Origin of the sequence: Pseudomonas sp. PA15(2017) (assembly GCF_001945395.1) — a bacterium.
Classification (GTDB): Bacteria; Pseudomonadota; Gammaproteobacteria; order Pseudomonadales; family Pseudomonadaceae; genus Aquipseudomonas.
The window spans coordinates 22,884-46,418 of the sequence record NZ_MSXV01000023.1; the positions used below are offsets into that span (position 1 = coordinate 22,884).

25 protein-coding genes and 1 pseudogene are annotated in these 23,535 nt (G+C 61.7%); 17 read left to right on the forward strand and 9 right to left on the reverse strand.

Annotated elements, in window-relative coordinates; translation table 11 throughout:
* Positions 1 to 22: 22 nt before the first annotated feature.
* From BVH03_RS08490 to BVH03_RS08560, 16 genes and pseudogenes are all read left to right on the forward strand, one after another.
* On the forward strand, positions 23 to 601 hold the full coding sequence (locus BVH03_RS08490) for a hypothetical protein (protein ID WP_075960758.1): 579 nt from the start codon (positions 23 to 25) through the stop codon (positions 599 to 601).
* Positions 601 to 939, forward strand: a complete 339-nt coding sequence (locus tag BVH03_RS08495; protein ID WP_075960759.1) for a hypothetical protein — start codon at positions 601 to 603, stop codon at positions 937 to 939. The genes BVH03_RS08490 and BVH03_RS08495 overlap by 1 nt, the downstream gene beginning before the upstream one ends.
* 96 nt (positions 940 to 1,035) lie before the next feature.
* Complete coding sequence (locus tag BVH03_RS08500) at positions 1,036 to 1,635, forward strand: DUF1566 domain-containing protein (RefSeq protein WP_075960760.1); 600 nt, start codon at positions 1,036 to 1,038, stop codon at positions 1,633 to 1,635.
* Between the two features lie 66 nt (positions 1,636 to 1,701).
* Positions 1,702 to 2,313 carry a DUF1566 domain-containing protein gene (locus BVH03_RS08505; protein ID WP_075960761.1) on the forward strand — a complete coding sequence of 204 codons (612 nt, stop codon included), beginning with the start codon at positions 1,702 to 1,704 and terminating at the stop codon, positions 2,311 to 2,313.
* 52 nt (positions 2,314 to 2,365) lie between these two features.
* Complete coding sequence (locus BVH03_RS08510) at positions 2,366 to 2,722, forward strand: four helix bundle protein (protein ID WP_073267496.1); 357 nt, start codon at positions 2,366 to 2,368, stop codon at positions 2,720 to 2,722.
* A 203-nt stretch (positions 2,723 to 2,925) separates the two neighbouring features.
* Positions 2,926 to 4,083 (forward strand): annotated as a pseudogene (locus tag BVH03_RS08515) (RNA-directed DNA polymerase); the annotation flags it as partial.
* A 27-nt stretch (positions 4,084 to 4,110) separates the two neighbouring features.
* A complete protein-coding gene (locus BVH03_RS25630) occupies positions 4,111 to 4,962 on the forward strand; it encodes a DNA adenine methylase (protein ID WP_083640020.1) in 852 nt (283 codons plus the stop codon).
* A gap of 17 nt (positions 4,963 to 4,979) precedes the next feature.
* Complete coding sequence (locus BVH03_RS08525; protein ID WP_075960762.1) at positions 4,980 to 5,432, forward strand: hypothetical protein; 453 nt, start codon at positions 4,980 to 4,982, stop codon at positions 5,430 to 5,432.
* Between the two features lie 85 nt (positions 5,433 to 5,517).
* Positions 5,518 to 5,802 carry an Arc family DNA-binding protein gene (locus BVH03_RS08530; RefSeq protein ID WP_075960763.1) on the forward strand — a complete coding sequence of 95 codons (285 nt, stop codon included), beginning with the start codon at positions 5,518 to 5,520 and terminating at the stop codon, positions 5,800 to 5,802.
* An 82-nt stretch (positions 5,803 to 5,884) separates the two neighbouring features.
* A complete protein-coding gene (locus tag BVH03_RS08535) occupies positions 5,885 to 6,235 on the forward strand; it encodes a hypothetical protein (protein WP_075960764.1) in 351 nt (116 codons plus the stop codon).
* 63 nt (positions 6,236 to 6,298) lie between these two features.
* Positions 6,299 to 6,814, forward strand: a complete 516-nt coding sequence (locus BVH03_RS26775) for a hypothetical protein (protein ID WP_075960765.1) — start codon at positions 6,299 to 6,301, stop codon at positions 6,812 to 6,814.
* A 296-nt stretch (positions 6,815 to 7,110) separates the two neighbouring features.
* Positions 7,111 to 7,503 (forward strand): DUF1937 family protein, encoded by a 393-nt coding sequence (locus BVH03_RS08545; RefSeq protein ID WP_083640018.1) that lies wholly within the window; start codon positions 7,111 to 7,113, stop codon positions 7,501 to 7,503.
* 9 nt (positions 7,504 to 7,512) lie between these two features.
* Complete coding sequence (locus tag BVH03_RS08550; protein WP_075960767.1) at positions 7,513 to 8,262, forward strand: hypothetical protein; 750 nt, start codon at positions 7,513 to 7,515, stop codon at positions 8,260 to 8,262.
* A 36-nt stretch (positions 8,263 to 8,298) separates the two neighbouring features.
* A complete protein-coding gene (locus BVH03_RS26780; protein ID WP_256574659.1) occupies positions 8,299 to 8,634 on the forward strand; it encodes a hypothetical protein in 336 nt (111 codons plus the stop codon).
* Positions 8,535 to 9,656, forward strand: coding sequence for a tyrosine-type recombinase/integrase (locus BVH03_RS08555; protein WP_256574660.1), 1,122 nt, complete (start codon positions 8,535 to 8,537; stop codon positions 9,654 to 9,656). Before BVH03_RS26780 ends, BVH03_RS08555 begins: the two co-directional genes overlap by 100 nt.
* Positions 9,657 to 9,690: 34 nt before the next feature.
* Positions 9,691 to 11,277 (forward strand): ABC-F family ATPase, encoded by a 1,587-nt coding sequence (locus BVH03_RS08560; protein WP_075960769.1) that lies wholly within the window; start codon positions 9,691 to 9,693, stop codon positions 11,275 to 11,277.
* A 549-nt stretch (positions 11,278 to 11,826) separates the two neighbouring features.
* Here BVH03_RS08560 and htpG read toward each other — a convergent pair.
* Together htpG and BVH03_RS08570 are read right to left on the reverse strand one after the other, a co-directional pair.
* Positions 11,827 to 13,731 (reverse strand): molecular chaperone HtpG, encoded by a 1,905-nt coding sequence (gene htpG / locus BVH03_RS08565; protein ID WP_075960805.1) that lies wholly within the window; start codon positions 13,729 to 13,731, stop codon positions 11,827 to 11,829.
* A gap of 80 nt (positions 13,732 to 13,811) precedes the next feature.
* Positions 13,812 to 15,053, reverse strand: coding sequence for an MFS transporter (locus BVH03_RS08570; RefSeq protein ID WP_075960770.1), 1,242 nt, complete (start codon positions 15,051 to 15,053; stop codon positions 13,812 to 13,814).
* Between the two features lie 243 nt (positions 15,054 to 15,296).
* Here BVH03_RS08570 and BVH03_RS08575 point away from each other — a divergent pair, with 243 nt between their 5' ends.
* Positions 15,297 to 15,590 (forward strand): hypothetical protein, encoded by a 294-nt coding sequence (locus BVH03_RS08575; RefSeq protein ID WP_075960771.1) that lies wholly within the window; start codon positions 15,297 to 15,299, stop codon positions 15,588 to 15,590.
* Between the two features lie 72 nt (positions 15,591 to 15,662).
* On the opposite strand, the gene BVH03_RS08580 is transcribed toward BVH03_RS08575, so the two are convergent.
* The 7 genes from BVH03_RS08580 to odhB all read right to left on the reverse strand — a co-directional run bounded on the left by BVH03_RS08580 (position 15,663) and on the right by odhB (position 23,511).
* Complete coding sequence (locus tag BVH03_RS08580) at positions 15,663 to 16,055, reverse strand: MAPEG family protein (RefSeq protein WP_075960772.1); 393 nt, start codon at positions 16,053 to 16,055, stop codon at positions 15,663 to 15,665.
* Positions 16,052 to 16,786: a DUF599 domain-containing protein gene (locus tag BVH03_RS08585; RefSeq protein WP_075930115.1), complete on the reverse strand. Its 735-nt coding sequence runs from the start codon at positions 16,784 to 16,786 to the stop codon at positions 16,052 to 16,054. The genes BVH03_RS08580 and BVH03_RS08585 overlap by 4 nt, the downstream gene beginning before the upstream one ends.
* Positions 16,787 to 16,931: 145 nt before the next feature.
* Complete coding sequence (gene brnQ, locus BVH03_RS08590; protein ID WP_075960773.1) at positions 16,932 to 18,245, reverse strand: branched-chain amino acid transport system II carrier protein; 1,314 nt, start codon at positions 18,243 to 18,245, stop codon at positions 16,932 to 16,934.
* Between the two features lie 274 nt (positions 18,246 to 18,519).
* Positions 18,520 to 19,407: a succinate--CoA ligase subunit alpha gene (gene sucD / locus BVH03_RS08595; RefSeq protein ID WP_070887729.1), complete on the reverse strand. Its 888-nt coding sequence runs from the start codon at positions 19,405 to 19,407 to the stop codon at positions 18,520 to 18,522.
* Positions 19,407 to 20,573 carry an ADP-forming succinate--CoA ligase subunit beta gene (gene sucC / locus BVH03_RS08600; protein ID WP_075960774.1) on the reverse strand — a complete coding sequence of 389 codons (1,167 nt, stop codon included), beginning with the start codon at positions 20,571 to 20,573 and terminating at the stop codon, positions 19,407 to 19,409. Before sucC ends, sucD begins: the two co-directional genes overlap by 1 nt.
* 188 nt (positions 20,574 to 20,761) lie before the next feature.
* The gene (lpdA, locus tag BVH03_RS08605; protein ID WP_075960775.1) at positions 20,762 to 22,198 is read right to left on the reverse strand and encodes a dihydrolipoyl dehydrogenase; all 1,437 of its coding nucleotides are present in this window, start codon (positions 22,196 to 22,198) and stop codon (positions 20,762 to 20,764) included.
* An 86-nt stretch (positions 22,199 to 22,284) separates the two neighbouring features.
* The gene (odhB, locus tag BVH03_RS08610) at positions 22,285 to 23,511 is read right to left on the reverse strand and encodes a 2-oxoglutarate dehydrogenase complex dihydrolipoyllysine-residue succinyltransferase (RefSeq protein ID WP_075960776.1); all 1,227 of its coding nucleotides are present in this window, start codon (positions 23,509 to 23,511) and stop codon (positions 22,285 to 22,287) included.
* Between the last annotated feature and the right edge of the window lie 24 nt (positions 23,512 to 23,535).

The window sequence follows — 23,535 nt, forward strand, 5'->3', positions numbered from 1 at the left end:
CCCCGCCGGCAAGGAAATCGCCATGATTGAACCAACCGAGAAACAGCTGTGGCTGCTTTGGCACACCCTGGGCCTGAGCCCGAACTGCCGAACCAGCAACCGCAACTACTTCGTCACCAGCCCAGGCTACGACGACGCCGATAACTTCGACCTTCTGGTTGATGCCGGCTTCGCCACTCGCTCCAAGGCGCCGGCCTTCTGTGACGCGAACGACGTGGTTTACCGCGCCACGGCCGAAGGCAAACAGCTCGCCCTGGCCAAGCTTCCGGCTCCGCCGCCACCGGCAAAGCGCACCAACTTCGATGCCTATCTTGATGAGTGCGAGTGCTATGAAGGCTTCGCCCACTTCCTGGGCATCAACATGCCGCGGTACCAGCAGCGCGGAGATTGGGGTGCACGGGAATACCGCATGGTTCGATACCCGCGCGGCAGCTCGTACCGCGGGTACAGCCGCGACTACAACTTCGCGCAGTGGTCGCCATATGAAACGCTTGAAGTCGCCGGCGAATGGGCGCCGACCATGAAGGAAGCCAAGGCCAGCTACAAGCAGGCGCTGGCCGAGTATCGCGCCAGAGGCCGAGAGAACCGGGAGGCAGCGTAATGCCCCAATCACAACAGGAACGAGACGCCAAGGCCGAAGCCAAGCGCAAAAAGTGGGACGAGAAAGAGCTGCGCCACCGCGTGCGCGCCGGCCTCAACGCCAAGCTCGCCGAGCTCATGGCCTGGCACGGCATCACCGAACAGGCCGAAGCCGTGCAACTGCTCATCCTCAACGCCCACGCCCTGGGCCCGGAAGCATCCGCCACCGCCATCGCCCTGCCGCGCCACGAAGTCCACATTACGGAAAACGTGGCGCGCAACTTCCACCAGAAGTCCATCGCCCAGATCCAGCGCCAGCCCATCGAGGAAGGCGACCAGATCATCGCGCCAACCCACTGATCACCTGCAGGCGAATCCGGGGCCAGGAATGGCCAGGCCAGATGCGTGCTGGGAAGCGCCAGCCGCCTGCACCCTAATCACCACCGAGGAAACAGCATGAAACCTGAAATGGTCACCGTGAAGGTCGGCGAGATCACCCTCAGCGCGCCCTCACAGCTTGTCATCGCCGCCCTGATGGCCGCAGCCATGGGCAATGTCGAAGCCCCAACCGTCAGCCCGCCGCAGGTAACCGCGAAAGTGCCGGCAATCGGCGAATACTGGCCTGACCAGGGCGGCTACAACGCCGGGCTGATCGCAGCCACCAACGAAGTGCCAGCGCACTACCTAATCGTCGCCACCAAGGATATCGGCGACCACGCCTGGGGCGGCCGCGGCAAAGAGTCAGCCGCCACCAGCAAGCTGGACGGCCTGGCGAACACCGAGGCGCTGGTGAAGGCTGGCGAGCATGATGCGGCCAGCGCCGCAGCGAGTCATGAGGCCGACGGCTTCAGCGACTTCTACCTGCCAGCCGCCGGCGAGCTTTACCACTGCTGGCTGCACGTGGCCGAGCTGTTCAACAAGGACTGCGCCTACTGGTCAAGCACGCAGCGCTCCGCCATCAACGCGTTCTACATGGGCTTCGGTGCTGGCGATCAGAGCTTCACCGGCAAGGACAACCAGCTCCGCGTCCGCCCCGTCCGCAGATTCTTCATTTAATCCTTCATTCATTCGACCCAAGGGCGCGTCAGCGCCTTTTTTGTTGCCTTCAGAAAGGAGCAGCACATGAACGCAGTTCAGAACGTGGCAACCCTCCCGGCAATCGGCCAGCCATACGGCGGCGGCTTCGTTACCGGCATCACTCGTGACCCGGAGACCGGCAAGCGCTACCTCAACATCACCGCCGGCGCCGAGCATGAGTTGGTCGGAGCCTGGGGCGAATACGGCCAGAAGGTCGAAGGCGCCAGCAGCTTCACCAACAGCCGCGCCAACACCGAAGCGATGGCAGCCGCAGGCAGCGACCTGGCGCAACGTGTGCTGGCACTGAGCATCGGCGGCTTCAATGGCTGGGCGATCCCGGCGCGCGATGTGCAGGAGCTGCAGTACCGCCACTTCAAGCCGACCACCGAAGAGAACTGGCAGTACAACCGATCAGGCGACAACCCCAACAGCGAGCCAGTCGGCCAGCTGTACAGCGAAGAAGATCCAGCGCAGACCGTGCACCAGGATTTCCGCGAAGGTGAGGCCGAGGCCTTTCAAGACCGGGCGTACTGGTCCAGCACGCAGCGCTCCGCCTACCTCGCATTCTTCATGGGCTTCGATGATGGCATTCAGCTCGACCTCGTCAAGTACATCCAGCTCCGCGTCCGCCCCGTCCGCAGCGAATTAATTGATTAATTCGTTTATTTAATTCCGGCCGCTTGCGGCCGGCGCCTCAAGGAAGAAGCCGATGGCAATGCACACCGCCCTACCCATCCACAAAGTGGCCTTTGATCTGCTGAGCCTGTCGACGGACATCACGCGCAACATCCCGCGTGACCTGAAGGCAGGGCTCGGCGCCAAGGTTCGAGACGAATGCATCGAAGTCATGGTGCTGATCGCCCGGGCCAACGCAGCCCGGGAAAAACGTCAGCACCTGGGCGAGATGGTCGAGCGTGTGCAGGTGATCGAGTTCCTGCTCCGGCTCTTCAAGGAGAAGCGCTTCATCAGCGTGCCACAGCACGCGGCCGCCATCGAGCTGACAGCCTCCATTGGCAAACAGGCCAACGCCTGGAAACGCAGCACAGCATCCGCGCCCGCTTCCTGAAGGCTATGGCCCTCAGGACTGTGCGACTTGAATCTGGTCGTGCCGCTGGCCAGCTGGCCACCGCCATGCGCAGCAGAGATACCGCCGGTCTAAAGCGTCCGCGTAGGTCTCGCGCAGTTACCAGGCTGAGCAATCGGCCTGGCGACGTATATAGCACGATTGGTCGCAGCGCTCCGCCAACAACGCATTCAACATGAACTTCGATGATGGCAATCAGAACAACAACGACAAGAACAACCAGCTCCGCGTCCGCCCCGTCCGCAGATTCGAATGGTGCTCCCTACCCCTTCAGCGCCCTGGTACAGGCCTACTACGATTGCCGGCGCTCCAAGCGCAACAGCGCCAGCGCGCTGGCATTCGAGCAGAACCTGGAACGGAACCTGATGCAACTCCACCGCGACCTGCTCACTGGCCGATACCAGCCAGGCCGCTCCATCTGCTTCGTCGTCACCCGGCCCAAGCACCGCGAGGTGTGGGCCGCCGAGTTTCGCGACCGCATCGTGCACCACCTGCTCTACAACCACATCGGCCCAAGCATAGAGCGCAGCTTCATCGCCGACAGCTGCGCCTGCATCCCCGGTCGCGGAACGCTGTACGCAGGCCGGCGGCTCGAGGCGAAGGTGCGCAGCGCCAGCCAGAACTGGGCGAAGCCCTGCTGGTACCTCAAATGCGACCTGGCCAACTTCTTCGTCGCCATCGACAAGCACGTGCTGTGGCAGCAACTGGCACCGCGCATCACCGAACCCTGGTGGCGAGCACTCGCCCACCAGGTGCTGATGCACGACCCGCGCGAGAACTACGAAACACGCAGCCCGGCGCACCTCTTCAACAAGGTGCCCCAGTACAAGCGGCTGGCGGTGCAGCCAGCCCGCAAAGGCCTGCCGATCGGCAATCTGTCGTCGCAGTTCTTCGCCAATGTCTACCTGGATGCGCTCGACCAGTTCTGCAAGCACACGTTGGGCGTCAAGCACTACATCCGTTACGTCGACGACTTCGTGCTGCTTCACGAGTCACCGCAACAGCTCAACGAATGGCTGGAGCAGATCAACGCCTTCCTGCCCGCACTGGGCGCAAGGTTGAACCCCAATAAGACGATCCTGCAGCCAGTAGACCGGGGTATCGACTTCGTCGGCCACGTCATCAAGCCCTGGCGTCGCACCACCCGCAAGCGCTCCGTCGCCCAGGCCCTTAAGCGCACCGCACAGGCGCCCGGCGAACAACTGCGCGAAACCGCCAACAGCTACTTCGGCCTGCTCACCCAGGCCAGCCATAGCCACAAAGATCGGGCAGCGCTCGCCAACCTAATTCTCAAGCGCGGCCATGCCGTCAACGGCGCGCTGACAAAGAGCTATCCGAAGAAGTATACCGACCAATGCAGGGAGCACCCCATGCCCATCACCGCACCCGTGATCCGTTACCACGGCTCCAAATTTCGCTTGGCGCCCTGGGTAATCGAACACCTGCCGCAACACACCTGCTACGTCGAGCCATTCGGCGGCGCTGGTGGCGTGCTCATGCAGAAGTCCCGCGCATACGCCGAGGTGTACAATGACCTCGACGGGGACATCGTCAACCTCTTCCGCGTGCTGCAGGGCGAAGCAACGCGAGCGGCATTGTTCCAAGCGCTAACGCTGACACCCTACGCCCGCGCGGAATTCGAGCTCGCATGGGAAGCAGTTGAAGAGCCAGTCGAACGTGCACGCCGCACGATCATCCGAGCGCAGATGGGCTTCGGCTCCGCCGGCGCCACCAAGGGCAAGACCGGTTTCCGCATCGACACCAAGCGTGAATACGGAACAGCCCAAGCGCTATGGGCGGATTACCCCGATTCGATCGCCGAGATTGGCCAGAGGCTCAGTGGCGTGCTGATCGAGAACAGGCCCGCGATCGAAGTGATTCGCGCCCACGATGCCCGGAACACGCTTCACTACGTCGACCCACCCTACATGCACGACACGCGATACCTGGGTGCTAAGCACGGCCGCTATTACCGGCACGAGATGACAGACGCGCAGCACGCCGAGCTGCTTGCCGCGCTGCTCGAGCTGGAAGGAATGGTGGTCATATCCGGCTACCCGTGCGAGCTGTACGACAGCATGCTGGCGGGCTGGGACCGGCGCGAAACATCGGCCCGCATCTCTGCCGGCCGAGGAACCGCGACTCGCACCGAATGCATCTGGCTGAGCCCCGCATGCCAACTCCGTAGCAGCCAGCTTGGCCTGTTCAGCGCCAGCGCCTGACAAATGGAGGACACCCCATGAAACGCAAACCCAACAACCCGCGCGCCCGGGTTGAGCGCGCCATGCGCGGCCTGCTGCGCATGCACCGGGCCTGCATCGTCGACGCCAGCGTGCCCGAGGTGCAGGTCATGCTGCATTACAAGACCTGCCGCCAGATCATCAGCAAGCCGGTGGCCGATGCCCTCTGCGACATCGCTCACCACTGGACGGTGTACATGTCCGCCATCTGCCAGGACGGCGGCCGGCAGTGGGCCAAGTCGGTCGAGTACGAGCTCGACGGCATCCACATCATCACCCGGCTGACCGACCTGTTCGAGCAGCCCATCGCCGACCTCATCGCTTCCTGCAACCCAAAGCACGTCATCGGCCACGCATGGATAGCCATACCTGACAGCGTGGCGTTGACCGAGGAGCAGGCCGACCGAATATATGAGTCCGGCGGCGCGTGGCGCCAGCAGGCGGCGGCGTAACCGCGAACTGTGATACCGCTCAGCGCCTGCGCCGAACGAAAGCTACAGAATGTGTCAGATAGCTGTCACCCTAAGGAAAGCCACCATGTCGAACCCCGGATTCAACTCACGCACCGCCGACAAATTCGTCGTCCGCCTGCCCGACGGCATGCGCAAGGCCATCGAAGACCTGGCCGGCCGTAACTTCAGCAGCATGAACACCGAAATCATCCGCGCCATCGAGTCCCACCTCGAAGGCCAGGCCCGCCAGAAGATCCTGCTCGACGCCCTGCAGGCCCAGCTGCCTGCCGGCCAGGTGCCAGCCCGACAGCAGCCCCAGCAGCAGTCCGAGGTCGACTACCTCGACGGCCTGAAAACCGGCACCCGCTGAGCGCCAGACGAACAGCCCTCGACGCCCTGCCGAAACCGAACCTAGAATACTGTTCATCCATACAGTTATTTATGGTTCGGCCATGCAATACGAAGTGCTCCCCCTCTTCGAGCGCGGTAAGCGCAAACCCAAGAAGGCTTTCAGCAGCGAGCCGCGCATCAGCGCCTGCGTGCAGATGAACAAATCGCTGCAAACGCCTCTGGGCCGGGAATCCAGAGTTGCCCACGCCTACACAGGCCCGGGCGTCTCCGAACTGCCAGAACTCTACGAAGCGCACGTCGACGGCATCGCCGTGCTCGCCTTCACCATCGAAGGCGTCGAGTTCATAGACGGCCAGATGTACCAGCAGGCCTGGCACTGCCGCCTGCCGGAACACAAGATCCAGGTGCCCTGGCATCTCTGCCCCCGCGGCCCGCTGGACGAGTTGCTGTAACCGCTAACGCCCCTCCCAAACCATTCCACCCAATCACTGCCGCACCGGCGGCGAGGTGAACCTATGCCTGCAAAAAACCCGAGCCACCTGGCGCAGCTGATCGCCAACGACGGCCACGCCGCCAGCTTCCAGAGCCTGGGGCAGTATCGATCGGCGCTGCTGAAGGAGATCTCCCAGGCCAGCGCCGCGCCTGAGCAGGATGCAGTGGCGTGGGCTATCTGCCACCGCCCTGGCAAGGTAGATGAACTGAGCGCCACCTATGCAAACAGGCGCGCAGCGCAGGCGCATGTGGATGGGTATCGGGGCGATGGTTCGCCTGAGCTTCACATCACGGATTTGTATACGCACCCCAGCGCCGAGATTGAGCAGCTGCGGGCTGAAAATTCCAGGCTTCGCGACGCTTTGAAGTTCTATGCCGACAGCGAGCACTACCACTTCGAAAGTGACAACTGGGATTCGGTGAGCGGAGAGCCATCGAACATCCTTTGGCACAGCGAAGACCCTGACTTCGTCGAAGACGGTGAGGTTGCACGCGCCGCACTATCCGCCCAGCCTTCCGAGGATCAGAGCGGTGAGTAAGTACCGGATAATCCACATAAAGACGGATGGTATCGATCCCTGCTGCTGGCAGGCCCAAGAACGTATTTGGCTGTTCTTCTGGCGGAATATGTGTGGGGCAACCGCAAGCGCGACTACGCAGGGAGACCACATCCTGTTGCACATCATGAAGAGAGCGAGATGACCCGCCCCACCTACTGCCGCGGCACCGGCCTCAAAGTTGCCGAGTTCCCCTGCCTACGCTGCACCCCTCCCGCCAAGCCCTGACCCAATGCCAACCAACCGACTGCCGGCAACGCCGGCGGTGAGGATTCGTCATGCCTATGCACCTGATCTACATCGCCGGACCGTACCGCGGGCCGGACCGGGTAGCCATTACCAGCAACATCGCCAACGCCCGGGCCGTCGCCGTTCAGGCCGCAGCCCAAGGCTGGTTCCCGGTGTGCCCGCACCTCAACACCGCCCACATGGAAGAACAGCTCGACCACGCCGACGACTTCTGGCTGGCCGGCACCATGCTCCTCATGGAGAAATGCGCCGCCGTCGTCCTGGTGCCCGGCTGGCAGAACAGCACAGGCACCCTCGCCGAAGTCGCCCGCGCCAAGCAACTCGGCATCCCCGTCTTCACCAACCACAAATTCCTGCCCGACGCGGACGAGTTCCGCGCGCCAGCAGCCACCAACCAACCAGCCATGGCAGCCCAGGCCTGAGGAGTCGCTATGTCAGCAATCAAGGAAAGACCCATCCTGTTCAGCGGCCCCATGGTTCGCGCCATCCTCGATGGCCGGAAGACGGTCACGCGGCGAGCGGTGAAGGGCCTGCAGATACCGAAGGAAGATCCTTCAATGGGCGAGACCCGGCACCGCTGGAGCGCTGTAGGTCAACGTGACCCGCGCTATGGATTCTGCGTATTTGGCGAGACCGAAGAGGCTTGCGCAATGGAGCTCGGCGAGTTCGGTGCTTGCCCATATGGGCATCGCGGCGACCGGCTGTGGGTGCGGGAGGCTTGGTCAGACGTGAACATGTGTGGTGCGCCTGCTCTGGCCTATCGCGCTGATGAAGATGTCCGTGACCTCATGGGGGAAGAGCTCTTTCTCGATGATGATGGTGCTTTCAACTACCAGGATAAGCGCTGGAACAAGTACCCCTTCTGCGACTGGTATGCCGACCTACATTTGGTTCGCTGGCGCCCCAGCATCCACATGCCTCGCTGGGCCTGCCGCATCCTGCTGGAGATTACCAGCGTCCGCGTCGAGCGCCTGCAGGACATCAGCGGCGACCAAGCCGAAGCCGAGGGCGTTGATTCGGCCATGTGCAGGCAGTTCCTCGAAACCTCGCCCAGCAGGCATGAATGCAAGGAGGCCGTAATCCACGGCTTCGCCGGGCTATGGGCGTCCCTCAACGGCGATGACTCGTGGCACGCAAACCCATGGGTCTGGGTCGTCGAGTTCAAACGCATCGAACAATAACCCCACTCCCCGGCAACGGCCGGGATCGAGGTGAACATGTCCGCCGTCCAGATATCGGAGCCGCTCGACAAGCTCTCCGAAAAGCAAATGGCCGAGTACCTCGGCACCACCCCGCGCGCGCTCGAGGCGAAGCGCGCCCGCAAGCAGATCCCGGAGGGGGTCTGGAAGAAGATCGGCAGCCGTATTTTCTACAGCATCAGGAGGTACAACGAATGGCAAGAAAGCCTGTGGCACTGCCCGCCGGAGTTGAAATTAGGAGCGGCGCCATCCGCATCCGCTTCAGCTGGAACGGTAAGCGCTGCTCAGAAACCCTCACGTACCCCGCCACGCAAACGGGCGTCAGCGCTGCATCCCGTCTTCGCGATCAAGTAATCCAGCTGATCAAGCTCGGCATGTTCGACGAACTGAAATACGCCGAGCTCTTCCCCAACTCCGCAAACGCAATCGCCAGCGTAAGCCGCGGATTCGGCCAGTACGCGCAGATCTGGCTCGACAGCCGCACCCTCGCTGAAGGAACCCGAGACAACTACAAGTCGATACTCAACGTGTGGTGGATGCCCTACCTCGCCACCACGCCGCTGGCCAGCCTGACGCCAGCGCTCATGCGCGAACTGCTGGTACAGATGCCATGGACCAGCAACGGTGTCAAAGCCAACGCCATGACCAAGATCAGCACGATACTCGACGCGGCGGTCGCCGACAGGCTGATCAGCATCAATCCGATGCTCGAGCTGGAAAAGCCTGAGCGTGAAAGCAAGAAGATCGATCCTTTCTCCCAGGCAGAAGCAGACCAGATCATCGCCGCCCTCTACGCGGTCGAGCACTGGCCGTCGAGGATATTCGGCGCTTTCTTCGAGTTCGCGTATTACACCGGCATGCGGCTTGGTGAGATCGCCGCGCTACGCTGGAGTGAGGTCGACATGCAGAAGCGTGTCGCGCTGGTCTGCCGGGTGGTGGCCAAGAAGAAGATCGTCGAGCGAACCAAGACCAAGAACGATCGCTATGTGCTTCTCAACGACCGAGCCATCCATGCGCTCGAGTACGCCCAGGGCTACATCGAGCGCCGGCTTCAGGGCGATGGGCGGATCGAGGAATTCCCGTTCTGCTTCCCGCCCAGCAAGGGCCAGGTGTACATCCATCAGACGAGTGACCTGCATCATCAGTGGCGGCCCACCTTGAAAGCGCTGGGTATTCGCTACCGTCCTCCGTACAATGCGCGCCACACGTACGCAACCATGTGCCTGATGGCGGGAATGGCCCCGGCCTTCATATCCAAGCAATTGGGCAACTCGGTGCAGATTCTGCTTTCTCGCTATGCTAGATGGATCGATGGCGAAGGTGATTGGGCAGAGATGAGCAAACTAAAGCTTGCCCCAAATCTGCCCCAATCCTAAATCCACACCTTTGAAATACGCGAGATAGAGCACTTTGATTTCCACCGCTAACATCACCATGCAGTTCGGCGCCAAACCGCTGTTCGAGAACGTTTCCGTCAAGTTCAACAACGGCAACCGCTATGGCCTGATCGGCGCCAACGGCTGCGGCAAGTCGACCTTCATGAAGATTCTCGGTGGCGACCTCGAGCCATCCGGCGGCCAGGTGATGCTCGAGCCGAACGTGCGCCTGGGCAAGCTGCGCCAGGATCAGTTCGCCTACGAAGAATTCAACGTGATCGACACGGTCATCATGGGCCACGAGGAGCTGTGGAAGGTCAAGGCCGAGCGCGACCGCATCTACTCGCTGCCGGAAATGAGCGAAGAAGACGGCATGAAAGTCGGCGAGCTCGAGGGCGAGTTCGCCGAGATGGACGGCTACACCGCCGAATCCCGTGCTGGCGAGCTGTTGCTCGGCCTGGGTATTCCGCTGGAACAACATTTCGGCCCGATGAGCGAAGTCTCACCCGGCTGGAAGCTGCGCGTATTGCTGGCCCAGGCGCTGTTCTCCGATCCGGACGTATTACTGCTCGACGAGCCGACCAACCACCTCGACATCAATACCATCCGCTGGCTGGAAACGATCCTCACGGCGCGTAACAGCACCATGATCATCATTTCCCACGACCGTCACTTCCTGAACTCGGTCTGCACCCACATGGCCGACCTGGATTACGGTGAGCTGCGTCTGTTCCCGGGCAACTACGACGAGTACATGACCGCCGCGACCCAGTCGCGCGAGCAACTGCTGGCCGACAACGCCAAGAAGAAGGCGCAGATCTCCGAGCTGCAGAGCTTCGTCAGCCGCTTCTCGGCGAACGCCTCGAAAGCCAAGCAGGCGACCAGCCGCGCCAAGCAGATCGACAAGATCCAGCTGGCCGAGGTCAAGCCGTCGAGCCGCGTCAGCCCGTTCATTCGCTTCGAGCAGACCAAGAAGCTGCACCGCCAGGCCGTGACCATCGAGAAGCTCAGCAAGGCATTCGATGACAAGGTGCTGTTCAAGAACTTCAGTTTCACCGTCGAAGCTGGCGAGCGCGTGGCGATCATCGGCCCCAACGGGATCGGCAAGACCACCCTGCTGCGCACCCTGGTTGGCGAGATGAAACCGGATGCCGGTGCGGTGAAATGGACCGAGAGCGCCGAGGTCGGCTACTACGCCCAGGATCACGCCCACGACTTCGAGGACGACGTGAGCCTGTTCGACTGGATGGGCCAATGGACCACCGGTGAGCAGGTCATCCGTGGCACCCTGGGCCGCATGCTGTTCTCCAACGACGAGATTCTCAAGTCGGTGAAGGTCATCTCCGGGGGTGAACAGGGGCGCATGCTGTTCGGCAAGCTGATCCTGCAGAAACCCAATGTACTGGTGATGGACGAACCAACCAACCACCTGGACATGGAATCCATCGAAGCGCTCAACCTGGCGCTGGAAAACTACCCGGGCACGTTGATCTTCGTCAGCCACGACCGCGAGTTCGTCGGTTCCCTGGCCACGCGCATCATCGAACTGTCGGACAACGGTGTGACTGACTTCAGCGGCACCTACGACGACTACCTGCGCAGCCAGGGCATCATCGTCTGATCGGCTGAGCCGGCATCACCCAAAGCCCCGCCATCCACTGGATGGCGGGGCTTTTTGTATGGGCTGGTATCAGCTTCGTAGGTTGCAGCCTGCGGATCCGCTAGTGATAGCCGATATCAGGTGTCCGCCCGTGATTTTTCGCGCGCATGGCGCGCTCCCACATTCGTAATCTTTCATTGGCTTCGCGAAGCCGTGCGCTTTTAGAGGGCTGACCGCGAATTGTAGTGGACCGGCTGACTGCTCGCGGGCGCTCGTTCCGGTCCGCCCTACGGGAAGCTAGGGTACGTGAGAGCGGCTTCAGCCGCGATGCTATCGGCGGTCGCAAACTGATCGGAAGCCGCTCGCACATGTTTGCATCGTGCCTCACGGCATGTCCTGCGCACTCATATGGCATCGCGCCTGACGGCATAGCCTGGGTTGAGCATCGTGATACCCAGGGATCTTCCCGGATGTCGCTGCGTTCGACCCAGGCTACCGAATCGAAAGAACCGGACTGCAGATACAAGAACGCCGCTCAATAGAGCGGCGTTCTGCGTAGCAGCTAGCGGATCAAGCAGAGAGCTCGACCAGCAGCTTGTTCAGGCGCTGCACATAGGCGGCCGGATCTTTCAGGCTGTCGCCTGCCGCCAGGGCGGCCTGGTCGAAGAGGATGTGCGACAAGTCGCCAAAACGATCCTCATCCGGCTCGGCGTCCAGCTTCTCGATCAGCGGATGGCCCGGGTTGAATTCGAAGATCGGCTTCGAATCCGGCACCTTCTGCCCGCTGGCTTCGAGGATCTGGCGCATCTGCAGGCCCAGGTCCTGTTCGCCGATGGCCAGGATGGCCGGCGAATCGGTCAGGCGATGGGAGACGCGAACCTCGGCGACCTGCTCGCCCAGGGCGGCTTTCAGGCGCTCGACCAGGCCTTCCTTGCTCTTGGCGACTTCTTCCTGGGCCTTCTTGTCCTCTTCCGAGTCCAGCGAGCCCAGGTCCAGGTCACCGCGCGCGACGTCGATGAACGACTTGCCGTCGAACTCGGTGAGGTAGCTCATCAGCCACTCGTCGATGCGATCGGTGAGTAGCAGCACTTCGATGCCTTTCTTGCGGAAGACCTCCAGGTGCGGGCTATTCTTGACCTGCGCATAGGATTCGCCAGTGAGGAAGTAGATCTTGTCCTGGCCTTCTTTCAGGCGGCTGACGTAGTCGCCCAGGGAAACCACCTGCTCGCCCTCGCCTTCGCCGGTCGAGGCGAAACGCAGCAGGCCAGCGATCTTTTCCTTGTTGGCGAAATCTTCCGCCGGGCCTTCCTTGAGCACCTGACCGAAGTTCTTCCAGAAGGTCTTGTACTGCTCGGGCTCGCTCTTGGCGAGTTTCTCCAGCATGTCGAGCACACGCTTGGTCAGCGCCGACTTCATGGAGTCGATCACCGGATCCTTTTGCAGGATTTCGCGCGAAACGTTCAGCGACAGATCGTTGGAATCGACCACGCCCTTGATGAAGCGCAGGTAGAGCGGCAGGAACTCGTCGGCCTGGTCCATGATGAACACGCGCTGCACGTACAGCTTCAGGCCGCGCGGCGCTTCACGCTGGTACAGGTCGAACGGTGCACGGCCCGGCACGTACAGCAGCGAGGTGTACTCCAACTTGCCTTCGACCTTGTTGTGGCTCCAGCTCAGCGGGTTGTCATAGTCATGGGAGACGTGCTTGTAGAACTCCTGGTACTGCTCGTCGGTGACCTCGGTACGCGGGCGCGTCCACAGCGCACTGGCGCGGTTGACCACTTCCCACTCCGGCTCGGCGGGCTTGTCCTTTTCTTCGCCGTGGAACTCCTTCGGCAGCTCGATCGGCAAGCCGATGTGGTCGGAGTATTTCTTGATGACGTTGCGCAGACGCCAGCCATCGGCGAACTCTTCTTCACCGCTCTTCAGGTGCAGAACGATACGGGTGCCGCGCTCGGCTTTCTCGACGGTGGCGATCTCGAAGTCGCCTTCGCCTTTCGAAGCCCAGTGCACGCCTTCGCCGGCGGCCAGGCCTGCGCGACGGGTGAACACTTCGACCTTGTCAGCAACGATGAAGGCCGAATAGAAGCCCACGCCAAACTGGCCGATCAGGCTCGAATCCTTCTTCTGATCACCGGAGAGGTTCTTCAGAAAATCGGCGGTGCCGGACTTGGCAATGGTGCCCAGGTGCGCGATGGCCTCTTCGCGGCTCATGCCGATGCCGTTGTCTTCGAGGGTGACGGTCTTGGCGTCCTTGTCGAAGCTCACACGGATTTTCAGCTCCGAACCGCCCTCGAGCAGCTCGGGCTTGGCCAGCGCTTCGAAACGCAGCTTGTCGACGGCGTCCGATGCGTTGGAGATCAACTCGCGCAGGAAAATTTCCTTGTTGGAATACAGCGAGTGAATCATGAGGTGCAGCAGCTGCTTCACCTCTGTCTGGAAGCCCAGGGTTTCTTTTTGAGTTTCCACACTCATGGTCATCTAACTCCACATTGATGGCTAAGCCGCGATACGGCGGATGACCATCAGGTGGGGGCGGCGTGGAAAATTTCAAGTCACTCGTCGACGCGCTCCACGTGTACCACATCGGTCGGCAACAGGGTGAAACGTGCTTCGCCCGATCCATTCAGGCGTTGGCGCAGCACCAGCTGGCCCTGTTCGTCGATGCCAGCGAACTGACCCTGCACCGCCGTACCCTTCTCGCTGAACAGGCGCATCGGCTGGTTGACGTAGTGCTGCGGCTCGGCGAGCAGCCGCGCCAGCGTCAGCTCCTGGCGAGAGTCCGGCGGCGCCGATGGTGCGCTAACCGCAGGCTTGGACGCGACGGCGGGCGGCGCGGGCTCGGAAACCTCTGGCAATTCCGGGAAGCGGTCATCGTCGATTCGCCAGCCAAGCTGCGGATGCTTGCTCAAGCGCACCGGAACGCGCTGTTCCTGGCCACCCACGCGCGCCGGTACGTCGAGCGCCAGATTGCCGGTAGTCACATCCTGCAGCGGCAACGGCGCGAGCTGTACGTCGCGGGTGGCGAAGCGCCGCTGCAGGTAATCGGTTATCAGGTAAACCAGAGTGTCGCGTGAGTCCACCGTGCGATCGACCTTGCCCTGCTGGTAGCGCAAGCCGTTGCGAAACAGCTCGACCTTGCCGGTCAGGGTGGTCTGGAAGTGCGCCGGCAGTACCAGATGAAATTCACCTGCCAGGCGGTTCGGTTCCTCGGGGTGCAGGTTCAGATGCAGCGTGTAGCCGCCCTTGAGTTGACGAGCCTCGGGCAGGTCCTGATCGGGCAACAACCAGCTCAACTCGATTTCCGGCAGTTGCCCGGGATCATCGGGCAGCACATCCAGGCGCAAACCATCGACGCCGACCGGCAGGCCGCGAATGCTCAACTCGCGACGCGCGAAGAAATCCTGGCCTTCACGCAGGCTGAGCACGCCGTCGACGAGTTCGCCTTCCTGGGGCGCAAAAGGCTCGCCATTGAGCTGACCGTGCAGTTGTATGTTCAATTCACCGGCTGCCGGCTGCTCGGGCTTGAGCCACTGCAGGCCAATGATCGCTTCCAGACGTTGCGGATCCTGCCCAGCCATCACCGCCAGCCCGACGACCAGCGGAATCATGCCCAAAGCGCAGCAACCCAGTGCGTGCTTGGCGCGACGCCAGTGCCGCACGATGAACAGCAGTGTCAACGGCGGCAACAGGCAGGCCCACCCCCACAACAGGCTAGTGGCGAAACCGCGCATCACCAACAGCACCAGGCCGATGAGGATCAGCAGCAGGCCGCCCAGGATCAACAACGCATCCATTCGAATTCCTTAGATCAGTAACCGACGTCGATCGACCGCGCGAAGAGCGCAACGATAATGATCGCCGCACTTGGGTTCCACCGACGCGTCGAGCCTTTTCACTTTTTGTGACGAGCCATGAATTGGTTCCTTCACTGGAATGGGTGAAGCAAAAAGGCGCATCGACGCAAAGTCAGTGAACTTATCGCGCCCTCGACGCCTCGAAAAACGGTAATGGTCTTTACCCAAAGGAGAAACACCACCATGCAAAAATCAGTCGCTTACGCCTTCATGCTGGCTGCCACGCTGGGCCTTGCGGCCTGTGACAAGCCGTCCGAAAACAAAGCTCAAGATGCTCAGGAAGCCCGTACCGAAGCTCAAGAGTCGATGAACGACGCTGCTAAAGAAAGCAACGAAGCTGCACAGAAAGAAGCAGAGGCCGCTCAAGAAGCCGCCAAAGAGCAACAGGAAGAAGCTCAGACTCCACCAGCCACTACCCCGGCCGAGCCCGCAGCACCTGCAGAGCCAGCCGCGACTGACGCACCAAAGCAGCAGTAAGCTGACAGTTCTACGTTACCCGCAGTGCGCTGCGGGTAACGCCCCTCTCCTCTCCCTCCATTCCCTCCCGGTTCAACGCATCGCTGGTGTCAGCATCAGCAACAGCGTACATCCCATGCCTATCGCCCATACCAGGCTGCGCTGCCAGTGCAGGTCGGCCCAGTAGAAAATCAGATACAGCATCCGTGCGACCACGAAGATCACCGCCAGCCAGTCGACCAGCCAGCCACTGCTCTGGGTGACGTGCGCCATCAGCACGCCCACTGCGAACAGCGGAAAGGCTTCGAAGCTGTTCTGATGCGCCGCCAATGCCCGCGCACCGAAGCCGGTCAAACGCGCCTGCTGAGCCCGCGGATGATGATTGTCGTAGGTGCCGCCTTCCTGCTTCATCGCCCTGGCTAACGGCGCCTTGGCGATGAAAATCAGCAAGGCGCTGATGAAGATGCACCAGAATGGAATGCTCACTCGCTCTTCTCCTTGGCCGGCTCGAAGGTCGGCGTTTGTGTGTACACCATGACTTCCAGTACATCCGAATGAAATTCGCGGCGGTACAGCACCACCACGACCCCTGCGCTCACCATCATGAAGAACCAGGGGTTGATGAACCACGCCAGCGTGGCCATGCCGAAATAATAGGCGCGCAGGCCATAGTTGAACTGGTTGGCCGCCATCGAGATGACGCGCGCGGTGCGTTCGGCGAACGCCTTGCGCTCCTGCTCGGTGACGTGGCGCTCACCGATCATCGGTGCCGAGCCGACCAGCACCGCGGCAAAGTTGTACTGGCGCATGCACCAGCTGAACGTGAAGAAGGCGTACACGAACACCACACCCAGGCACAGCAGCTTGACCTCGGAGATGCCGCGGCTGGCCGACTGTACGAATGGCAGGTCGGCGAGCAGCGATACCGCGCGATCCGAGGCGCCGAGTACGGTGAGGATACCGGCCAGAATAATGAGCGTACTGGATGCGAAGAACGAGGCGTTGCGTTCCAGGTTGCCAATCACGTTGGCATCAGCGATGCGGTTCTCGCGCAGCAGCATGCGGCGCATCCAGTCTTCACGATACAGGTGCAGCACGCTGGCCAGGCACGGCGTGGTACGACCCTTGGCATGGGCGTAACGGGTGTAGCCCGCCCAGCACAGAACGAACCAGCAGGCGGCAATCAAGTGGTGGAGATAGTCTTCGCTGATGGACATGCAAATTCCTTGTAGGGCGAGGGCCTGCCGGTGATCGCGCCCTCCTCTTCGAGCGACAAGGAGACGGCGGCAGACCCGCGAATTATAGCCACGCAAGACAGCAAAAAGCCGCTCCAGAGAGCGGCTTTCGTTCACACCTTACGGCCTAAGCCACGACTTGCTGGGGCTTGCCGCGTAACCAGTCGTAGGCGCTGGCGAGCGCGAGCATCAGCGCAGACGGCAACAGCCACGCCAGGCCCTGTTCGGCCAATGGCAGGCTGGTCAGCCAAGCTGGCAGCCAGCCGTCCAGGCCCGCCGCTTTCAAGCCATCGACGATGCCGAACAACGTCGCTACCAGCATCACCGGGCCGACCACCCGCGCGGCCGCGTTCCACAGCGCCCAGCAGAAGCTCAGCGCGATCAGCACGATGCACGGCGGGTAGATCGCCGTGAGCACCGGCACGGAAATCTGGATCAGCTTGGTCAGCCCCAGGTTCGATACCAGCAGCGAGAACGCTGCCAGGATGATCACCAGGCTGCGATAGGACAGCGGCACCAGACGGCTGAAATACTCTGCACAGGCGCAGGTCAGGCCGACCGCGGTGACCAGGCATGCCAGCGATATCAGCACTGCCAGGAAGCCGCTGCCCAGGCTGCCGAACGTGTGCTGCACATAGGCATGCAGCACCGCCGCACCGTTGGTAGCGCCTTCGGCAATGGCATGGCTGCCGGCACCGAGACGGAACAGGCTGATGTACACCAGCGCCAGACCGACACCGGCAATCAGCCCGGCGATGATCGCGTAACGGGTGATCAGTTGCGGCGACTCGACACCGCGCGAGCGGATGGCGTTGACGATCACGATGCCGAACACCAACGCGCCCAGCGTATCCATGGTCAGGTAACCATTGATGAAACCCTGGGAGAACGGCGCGGCCTGGTAGGCCGCCGTCGCCGAACCCACGCCATCAGGCGTCAGCACGAACGCCGTGCCGCCAAGGATCAACAGCGCGAGAATCTTCATCGGCCCAAGCACGCGGCCGACCGTATCCAGCAGCCGACCGGGATAGAGCGACACACCCAACACGATGGCGAAGTACACCAGGCTGTAGATCAACAGGGCCAGCGGGCTCTCACCGGTCAGCGGCGCCAGGCCTACTTCGAACGACACCGTGGCGGTGCGCGGTGTGGCGAACAGCGGGCCAACCGCCAGGTAGCAGACCACGCCGAGCAGTACGCCAGCAGTACGCCCGATGGGCGTGCTGAGGGCATCCATGGCGCCGCCGACCTTGGCCAACGCGACCAGGGTAATGACCGGCAGTCCCACGGCGGTGATCAGGAAGCCCAGCGCAGCCAGCCAGACATGCGACCCGGCCTGCAGGCCGACGATAGGCGGAAAAATGATGTTGCCGGCCCCGACAAACAGGGCGAACGTCATGAACCCCAGGGCGAGCACATCCTGGCTTTTCAAGGAAGTCATCTAAGGAAATACCACATCACTGAAACGGAGTTGAGAGAGGGAGTCCCGATGGATAGAGGGAAACGTCGTTCGCCCTTGTGGCGCGAACCTTGTTGCAGGCTCATTTCGGATAGAAACAAAACCCATTAGTTGCAAGGCTAACGATTTTGCCGCAAACGCCCCACCCATTCCAGCCCGGCTGACGGCTGGCTGTAATGTGCTGTCGCCTGGACAACAATTTCCGGGCATAAAAAAGGCCACCCGGGGGTGGCCTTCTTCGTCAGGTCAGAATAGCTTACGCCTTCTTCACTTCCCAACCGGTCAGCTCGGCGAGGGCCTTGCCGATGTCAGCCAGGGAACGCACGGTTTTCACACCGGCGTCCTGCAGCGCAGCGAATTTCTCGTCTGCAGTGCCTTTGCCGCCGGAGATGATGGCGCCAGCGTGGCCCATGCGCTTGCCGGGCGGAGCGGTCACACCTGCGATGTAGGAAACGACAGGCTTGGTGACGTTGGCCTTGATGTAGGCAGCCGCTTCTTCTTCAGCCGAACCGCCGATCTCGCCGATCATGACGATCGCTTCGGTCTTCGGGTCTTCCTGGAACAGCTTCAGGATGTCGATGAAGTTGGAGCCCGGGATGGGGTCGCCACCGATGCCCACGCAGGTGGACTGGCCGAAACCGGCGTCGGTGGTCTGCTTGACGGCTTCATAGGTCAGGGTGCCGGAACGCGACACGATGCCTACCTTGCCTGGCAGATGGATGTGACCCGGCATGATGCCGATCTTGCACTCACCGGGCGTGATCACGCCCGGGCAGTTCGGGCCGATCAGGCGAACGCCCAGCTCGTCACACTTGACCTTGGCGTCGAGCATGTCGAGGGTCGGGATGCCTTCGGTGATGCAGACGATCAGCTTGATACCGCCGAAAGCCGCCTCCAGGATCGAGTCCTTGCAGAAAGGAGCCGGAACGTAGATGACCGAAGCGTCGGCGCCAGTGGCTTCAACGGCTTCTTTCACGGTGTTGAACACCGGCAGGCCCAGGTGAGTGGTGCCGCCCTTGCCCGGCGTCACGCCGCCAACCATCTGGGTGCCGTAGGCGATGGCTTGTTCAGAGTGGAAGGTACCTTGCGAGCCAGTGAAACCCTGGCAGATGACCTTGGTGTCTTTATTGATCAGGACGCTCATTACTTGCCCTCCGCAGCTTTGACGACTTGCTGAGCAGCGTCGGTCAGGCTGGTTGCCGCGATGATGTTCAGGCCGCTGTCGGCCAGTACCTTGGCACCCAGTTCAGCGTTGTTGCCTTCCAGACGGACGACAACCGGAACTTTCACGCCAACTTCTTTCACTGCACCGATGATGCCTTCGGCAATCATGTCGCAACGAACGATACCGCCGAAGATGTTCACCAGAACGGCAGCGACGTTGCTGTCGGACAGGATGATCTTGAATGCTTCGGTCACGCGCTCTTTGGTCGCGCCGCCGCCGACGTCCAGGAAGTTGGCCGGCTTGCCGCCGTGCAGGTTGACGATGTCCATGGTGCCCATGGCCAGGCCAGCACCGTTGACCATGCAGCCGATGTTGCCTTCCAGCGCGACGTAGTTCAGTTCGAACTTGGCAGCGTGGGCTTCACGGGCATCGTCCTGCGACGGGTCGTGGAAAGTCTTCAGCTTGGGCTGACGGTACATAGCGTTGGCGTCGATGTTGATCTTCGCGTCGAGGCAGTGCAGATCGCCGTCGGCCTTGATGACCAGCGGGTTGACTTCCAGCAGCGCCAGGTCGTGATCTTTGAACAACTTGGCCAGACCTACGAAGATCTTGGCGAACTGAGCGACTTGCTTGCCTTCCAGGCCCAGCTGGAAAGCCAACTCGCGGCCCTGGAACGGCTGAGCGCCGACCAGCGGATCGATGGTTGCCTTGAGGATCTTCTCGGGGGCTTCGTGAGCGATCTTCTCGATGTCCACGCCACCTTCGGTGGAAGCCATGAACACGATACGGCGACTGGAGCGGTCAACGACTGCGCCCAGGTACAGTTCCTTGGCGATGTCGGTGCAGGACTCGACCAGGATCTTGGTGACAGGCTGGCCATTGGCGTCAGTCTGATAGGTCACCAGGCGCTTGCCCAGCCAGTTGGCAGCGAAAGCCTTGGCGTCTTCCTTGCTCTTGACCAGTTTCACACCGCCCGCTTTACCGCGGCCACCAGCGTGTACCTGAGCCTTGACGACCCACTCGGTACCACCGATTTTTTCGCAGGCCTCAGCGGCCTCTTCCGGGGTGTCTACGGCGAAGCCCTTGGATACGGGCAGGCCGTACTCAGCGAACAGCTGCTTACCCTGATACTCGTGAAGATTCATGCTTGTCTACCGTCTTCGTTTAGGTATTGCGCATCGGCGCCGCACTCACGTGCCGCACCACCTGTGACCGCCATTGGGCAGTCCGGCGCGCATTCCGTGTCGAGCTGAGCCCGACCCGGGCAACGCGCCGTGGTTCTATGCCAGAGAACGCCTGAAAAACGCCGGCCCGAAGGCCGGCATGCGACGTCTTAGCGCTTCTTGCGGTTGGCGATGTGAATCGCGCCACCGTTGACTGCCAGCGCGGCTTCGTGCAGCGCCTCGGACAGGGTCGGGTGCGAGAACACCATCATGCCCAGGTCTTCGGCACTGGTGCCGAATTCCATGCCGATGGCACCCTGCTGTACCAACTCGGCCGCGCTTGGGCCGATGACGTGAACGCCCAGCACGCGGTCGGTGTTGGCGTCAGCGATGACCTTGACGAACCCGCCGGTATCGTTGGCGGCCATGGCGCGGCCACTGGCGGCGAACGGGAAGGTACCGACGTTGACGGCAACACCTTCGCTCTTGAGCTGCTGCTCGGTTTTGCCGACCCACGCGATTTCCGGGTGGGTGTAAATGACCGACGGGATCAAGTCGTAGTTCATCTGGGCCTTGTGACCGGCGATACGCTCGGCGACCATCACGCCCTCTTCCGAGGCCTTGTGGGCGAGCATCATGCCGCGCACCACGTCACCGATGGCGTAGACGCCCGGCACGCTGGTGGCGCACTGGTCATCGACGAAGATGTAGCCACGCTCGTCCAGATCCACGCCGCTGTCCGAAGCCAGCAGGTCAGTGGTCACCGGGCGACGGCCAACCGCGACGATCAGCTTGTCGAAGACGATTTTCTGTTCGCCGGCCGAGTCGGTGTAGCTGACGGTGACTTGCTTCTTCTTGACTTCGGAGCCGGTGACGCGCGCGCCCAGCTTGATGTCCAGCCCCTGCTTGGTCAGGGTCTTGAAGGCTTCCTTGGCGACGGCTTCGTCGGCTGCCAGCAGGAACTTGTCCAGCGCTTCGAGAACGGTCACTTCAGCGCCCAGGCGAGCCCACACGGAGCCCAGTTCCAGACCGATGACGCCAGCGCCGATAACGCCCAGCTTCTTCGGCACGGTCTGGAACTCCAGGGCGCCGGTGGAATCGACGATGACGTCCTGATCGACAGGAGCTGGCGCGATGTCGATCGGACGCGAGCCGGAGGCCAGAATCACGTTCTCGGCTTCGACGACAGAGGTCTTGCCATCCTTGTCGGTGACTTCGACTTTCTTGCCGGCCAGCAGTTTGCCGTGGCCTTCGAGCAGGGTCACGCCGTTGGCCTTGAACAGGCCGGCAACGCCGCCAGTCAGGTTCTTGATGATGGTGTTCTTGCGACCGACCATGGCCGGTACGTCGATGCTCACGCCCTTGGCGCTGATGCCGTGAACGGCGAAACCGTCCTGGGCTTCATGGAATTTCCAGGAGCTGTCCAGCAGCGCCTTGGATGGAATGCAACCGACGTTCAGGCAAGTGCCGCCCAATGCGATCTTACCGTCCTTGTCCTGGTACTTCTCGATGCACGCGGTCTTGAGACCGAGTTGAGCGGCCTTGATGGCGGCAACATAGCCGCCAGGGCCGGCACCAATGACTACCACGTCGAATTTCTGGCTCATAAAAGATTCCTTTTAGCGTAAAGCTTCGAGCTCGAGCCGCGGACGAAGGCCCTGTAGGGCGCAGCATCCACGACCCGCAGCTGCGTTTAGATGTCCAGCAGCAGACGCGCTGGGTCTTCCAGCAGGTTCTTGATGGTCACCAGGAAGGTCACGGCTTCTTTGCCATCGATCAAGCGATGATCATAGGACAGCGCCAGGTACATCATCGGGCGAATGACCACTTGGCCGTTCACGGCAACCGGACGCTGGATGATGTTGTGCATGCCCAGGATCGCGGCCTGCGGCGGGTTGACGATCGGCGTCGACATCATCGAACCGAAGGTACCACCGTTGGTGATGGTGAAGGTACCACCGGTCATTTCCTCGATGGACAGCTTACCGTCGCGGGCTTTCTTGCCGTAGGCAGCGATGCCGGCTTCGATGTCGGCTAGGCCCATCAGTTCGGCGTTACGCAGAACCGGAACCACCAGGCCACGGTCGCTGGAAACGGCCACGCCGATGTCCTGATAACCGTGGTAGACGATGTCGTTGCCATCGATCGAGGCATTGACCGCCGGCAGGCGCTTCAGCGCCTCGGTGGCAGCCTTGACGAAGAAGGACATGAAGCCCAGGCGAGTGCCGTTATGGGCTTTCTCGAACTGATCCTTGTACTTCGAACGCAGCGCCATGATCTCGGACATGTCGACTTCGTTGAAGGTGGTCAGCATCGCCATGTTCGACTGGGCTTCGACCAGGCGACGGGCAACGGTGGCGCGAACGCGAGTCATCGGCACGCGCTTCTCGGTACGGTCGCCAGCACCGCTTACCACCGGAGCAGAAGCAGCGGCGGCTGCAGCAGGCTTGGCAGCCGGAGCGTTCTTCTTGGCTTCAGCGGCGGCAACCACGTCTTCCTTGGTCACACGGCCGCCCTTGCCCGAACCGCTGATGCTGTTCGGGTCGATGCCATTCTCTTCGGCCAGCTTGCGAGCGGCTGGCGAGAGGATCTGGTCATCACCGCCAGCAGCGGCCGGTGCAGCGGCAGCCTGGGCAGGCGCAGCAGCGGCTTGAGCAGGCGCAGCGGCCGGAGCGGCAGCGCCACCTTCGGTCAGCTTGCCCAGTACCTCGTTGGAGAGGACGGTGTCGCCTTCGTTCTTGACGATCTCGGCAACCACGCCATCGGCCTCGGCCAGCACTTCGATCACGACCTTGTCGGTTTCGATGTCGACGATCAGCTCATCGCGCTTTACCGCTTCGCCCGGCTTCTTGTGCCAGGTAGCCACGGTGCCGTCAGCGACCGATTCGGGGAATGTAGGGGCTTTGATCTCGATAGCCATTGTGTTCTTTTCCTTAAATTCGGT

Excerpts from the sequence above, each read along its gene's own strand:
- BVH03_RS08490 (WP_075960758.1), top strand. The coding sequence starts at position 23 with ATGATTGAACCAACCGAGAAACAGCTGTGGCTGCTTTGGCACACCCTG.
- BVH03_RS08495 (WP_075960759.1), top strand. The coding sequence starts at position 601 with ATGCCCCAATCACAACAGGAACGAGACGCCAAGGCCGAAGCCAAGCGC.
- BVH03_RS08500 (WP_075960760.1), top strand. The coding sequence starts at position 1,036 with ATGAAACCTGAAATGGTCACCGTGAAGGTCGGCGAGATCACCCTCAGC.
- BVH03_RS08505 (WP_075960761.1), top strand. The coding sequence starts at position 1,702 with ATGAACGCAGTTCAGAACGTGGCAACCCTCCCGGCAATCGGCCAGCCA.
- BVH03_RS08510 (WP_073267496.1), top strand. The coding sequence starts at position 2,366 with ATGGCAATGCACACCGCCCTACCCATCCACAAAGTGGCCTTTGATCTG.
- BVH03_RS25630 (WP_083640020.1), top strand. The coding sequence starts at position 4,111 with ATGCCCATCACCGCACCCGTGATCCGTTACCACGGCTCCAAATTTCGC.
- BVH03_RS08525 (WP_075960762.1), top strand. The coding sequence starts at position 4,980 with ATGAAACGCAAACCCAACAACCCGCGCGCCCGGGTTGAGCGCGCCATG.
- BVH03_RS08530 (WP_075960763.1), top strand. The coding sequence starts at position 5,518 with ATGTCGAACCCCGGATTCAACTCACGCACCGCCGACAAATTCGTCGTC.
- BVH03_RS08535 (WP_075960764.1), top strand. The coding sequence starts at position 5,885 with ATGCAATACGAAGTGCTCCCCCTCTTCGAGCGCGGTAAGCGCAAACCC.
- BVH03_RS26775 (WP_075960765.1), top strand. The coding sequence starts at position 6,299 with ATGCCTGCAAAAAACCCGAGCCACCTGGCGCAGCTGATCGCCAACGAC.
- BVH03_RS08545 (WP_083640018.1), top strand. The coding sequence starts at position 7,111 with ATGCCTATGCACCTGATCTACATCGCCGGACCGTACCGCGGGCCGGAC.
- BVH03_RS08550 (WP_075960767.1), top strand. The coding sequence starts at position 7,513 with ATGTCAGCAATCAAGGAAAGACCCATCCTGTTCAGCGGCCCCATGGTT.
- BVH03_RS26780 (WP_256574659.1), top strand. The coding sequence starts at position 8,299 with ATGTCCGCCGTCCAGATATCGGAGCCGCTCGACAAGCTCTCCGAAAAG.
- htpG (WP_075960805.1), bottom strand. The coding sequence starts at position 13,731 with ATGAGTGTGGAAACTCAAAAAGAAACCCTGGGCTTCCAGACAGAGGTG.
- BVH03_RS08570 (WP_075960770.1), bottom strand. The coding sequence starts at position 15,053 with ATGGATGCGTTGTTGATCCTGGGCGGCCTGCTGCTGATCCTCATCGGC.
- BVH03_RS08575 (WP_075960771.1), top strand. The coding sequence starts at position 15,297 with ATGCAAAAATCAGTCGCTTACGCCTTCATGCTGGCTGCCACGCTGGGC.
- BVH03_RS08585 (WP_075930115.1), bottom strand. The coding sequence starts at position 16,786 with ATGTCCATCAGCGAAGACTATCTCCACCACTTGATTGCCGCCTGCTGG.
- brnQ (WP_075960773.1), bottom strand. The coding sequence starts at position 18,245 with ATGACTTCCTTGAAAAGCCAGGATGTGCTCGCCCTGGGGTTCATGACG.
- sucD (WP_070887729.1), bottom strand. The coding sequence starts at position 19,407 with ATGAGCGTCCTGATCAATAAAGACACCAAGGTCATCTGCCAGGGTTTC.
- sucC (WP_075960774.1), bottom strand. The coding sequence starts at position 20,573 with ATGAATCTTCACGAGTATCAGGGTAAGCAGCTGTTCGCTGAGTACGGC.
- lpdA (WP_075960775.1), bottom strand. The coding sequence starts at position 22,198 with ATGAGCCAGAAATTCGACGTGGTAGTCATTGGTGCCGGCCCTGGCGGC.
- odhB (WP_075960776.1), bottom strand. The coding sequence starts at position 23,511 with ATGGCTATCGAGATCAAAGCCCCTACATTCCCCGAATCGGTCGCTGAC.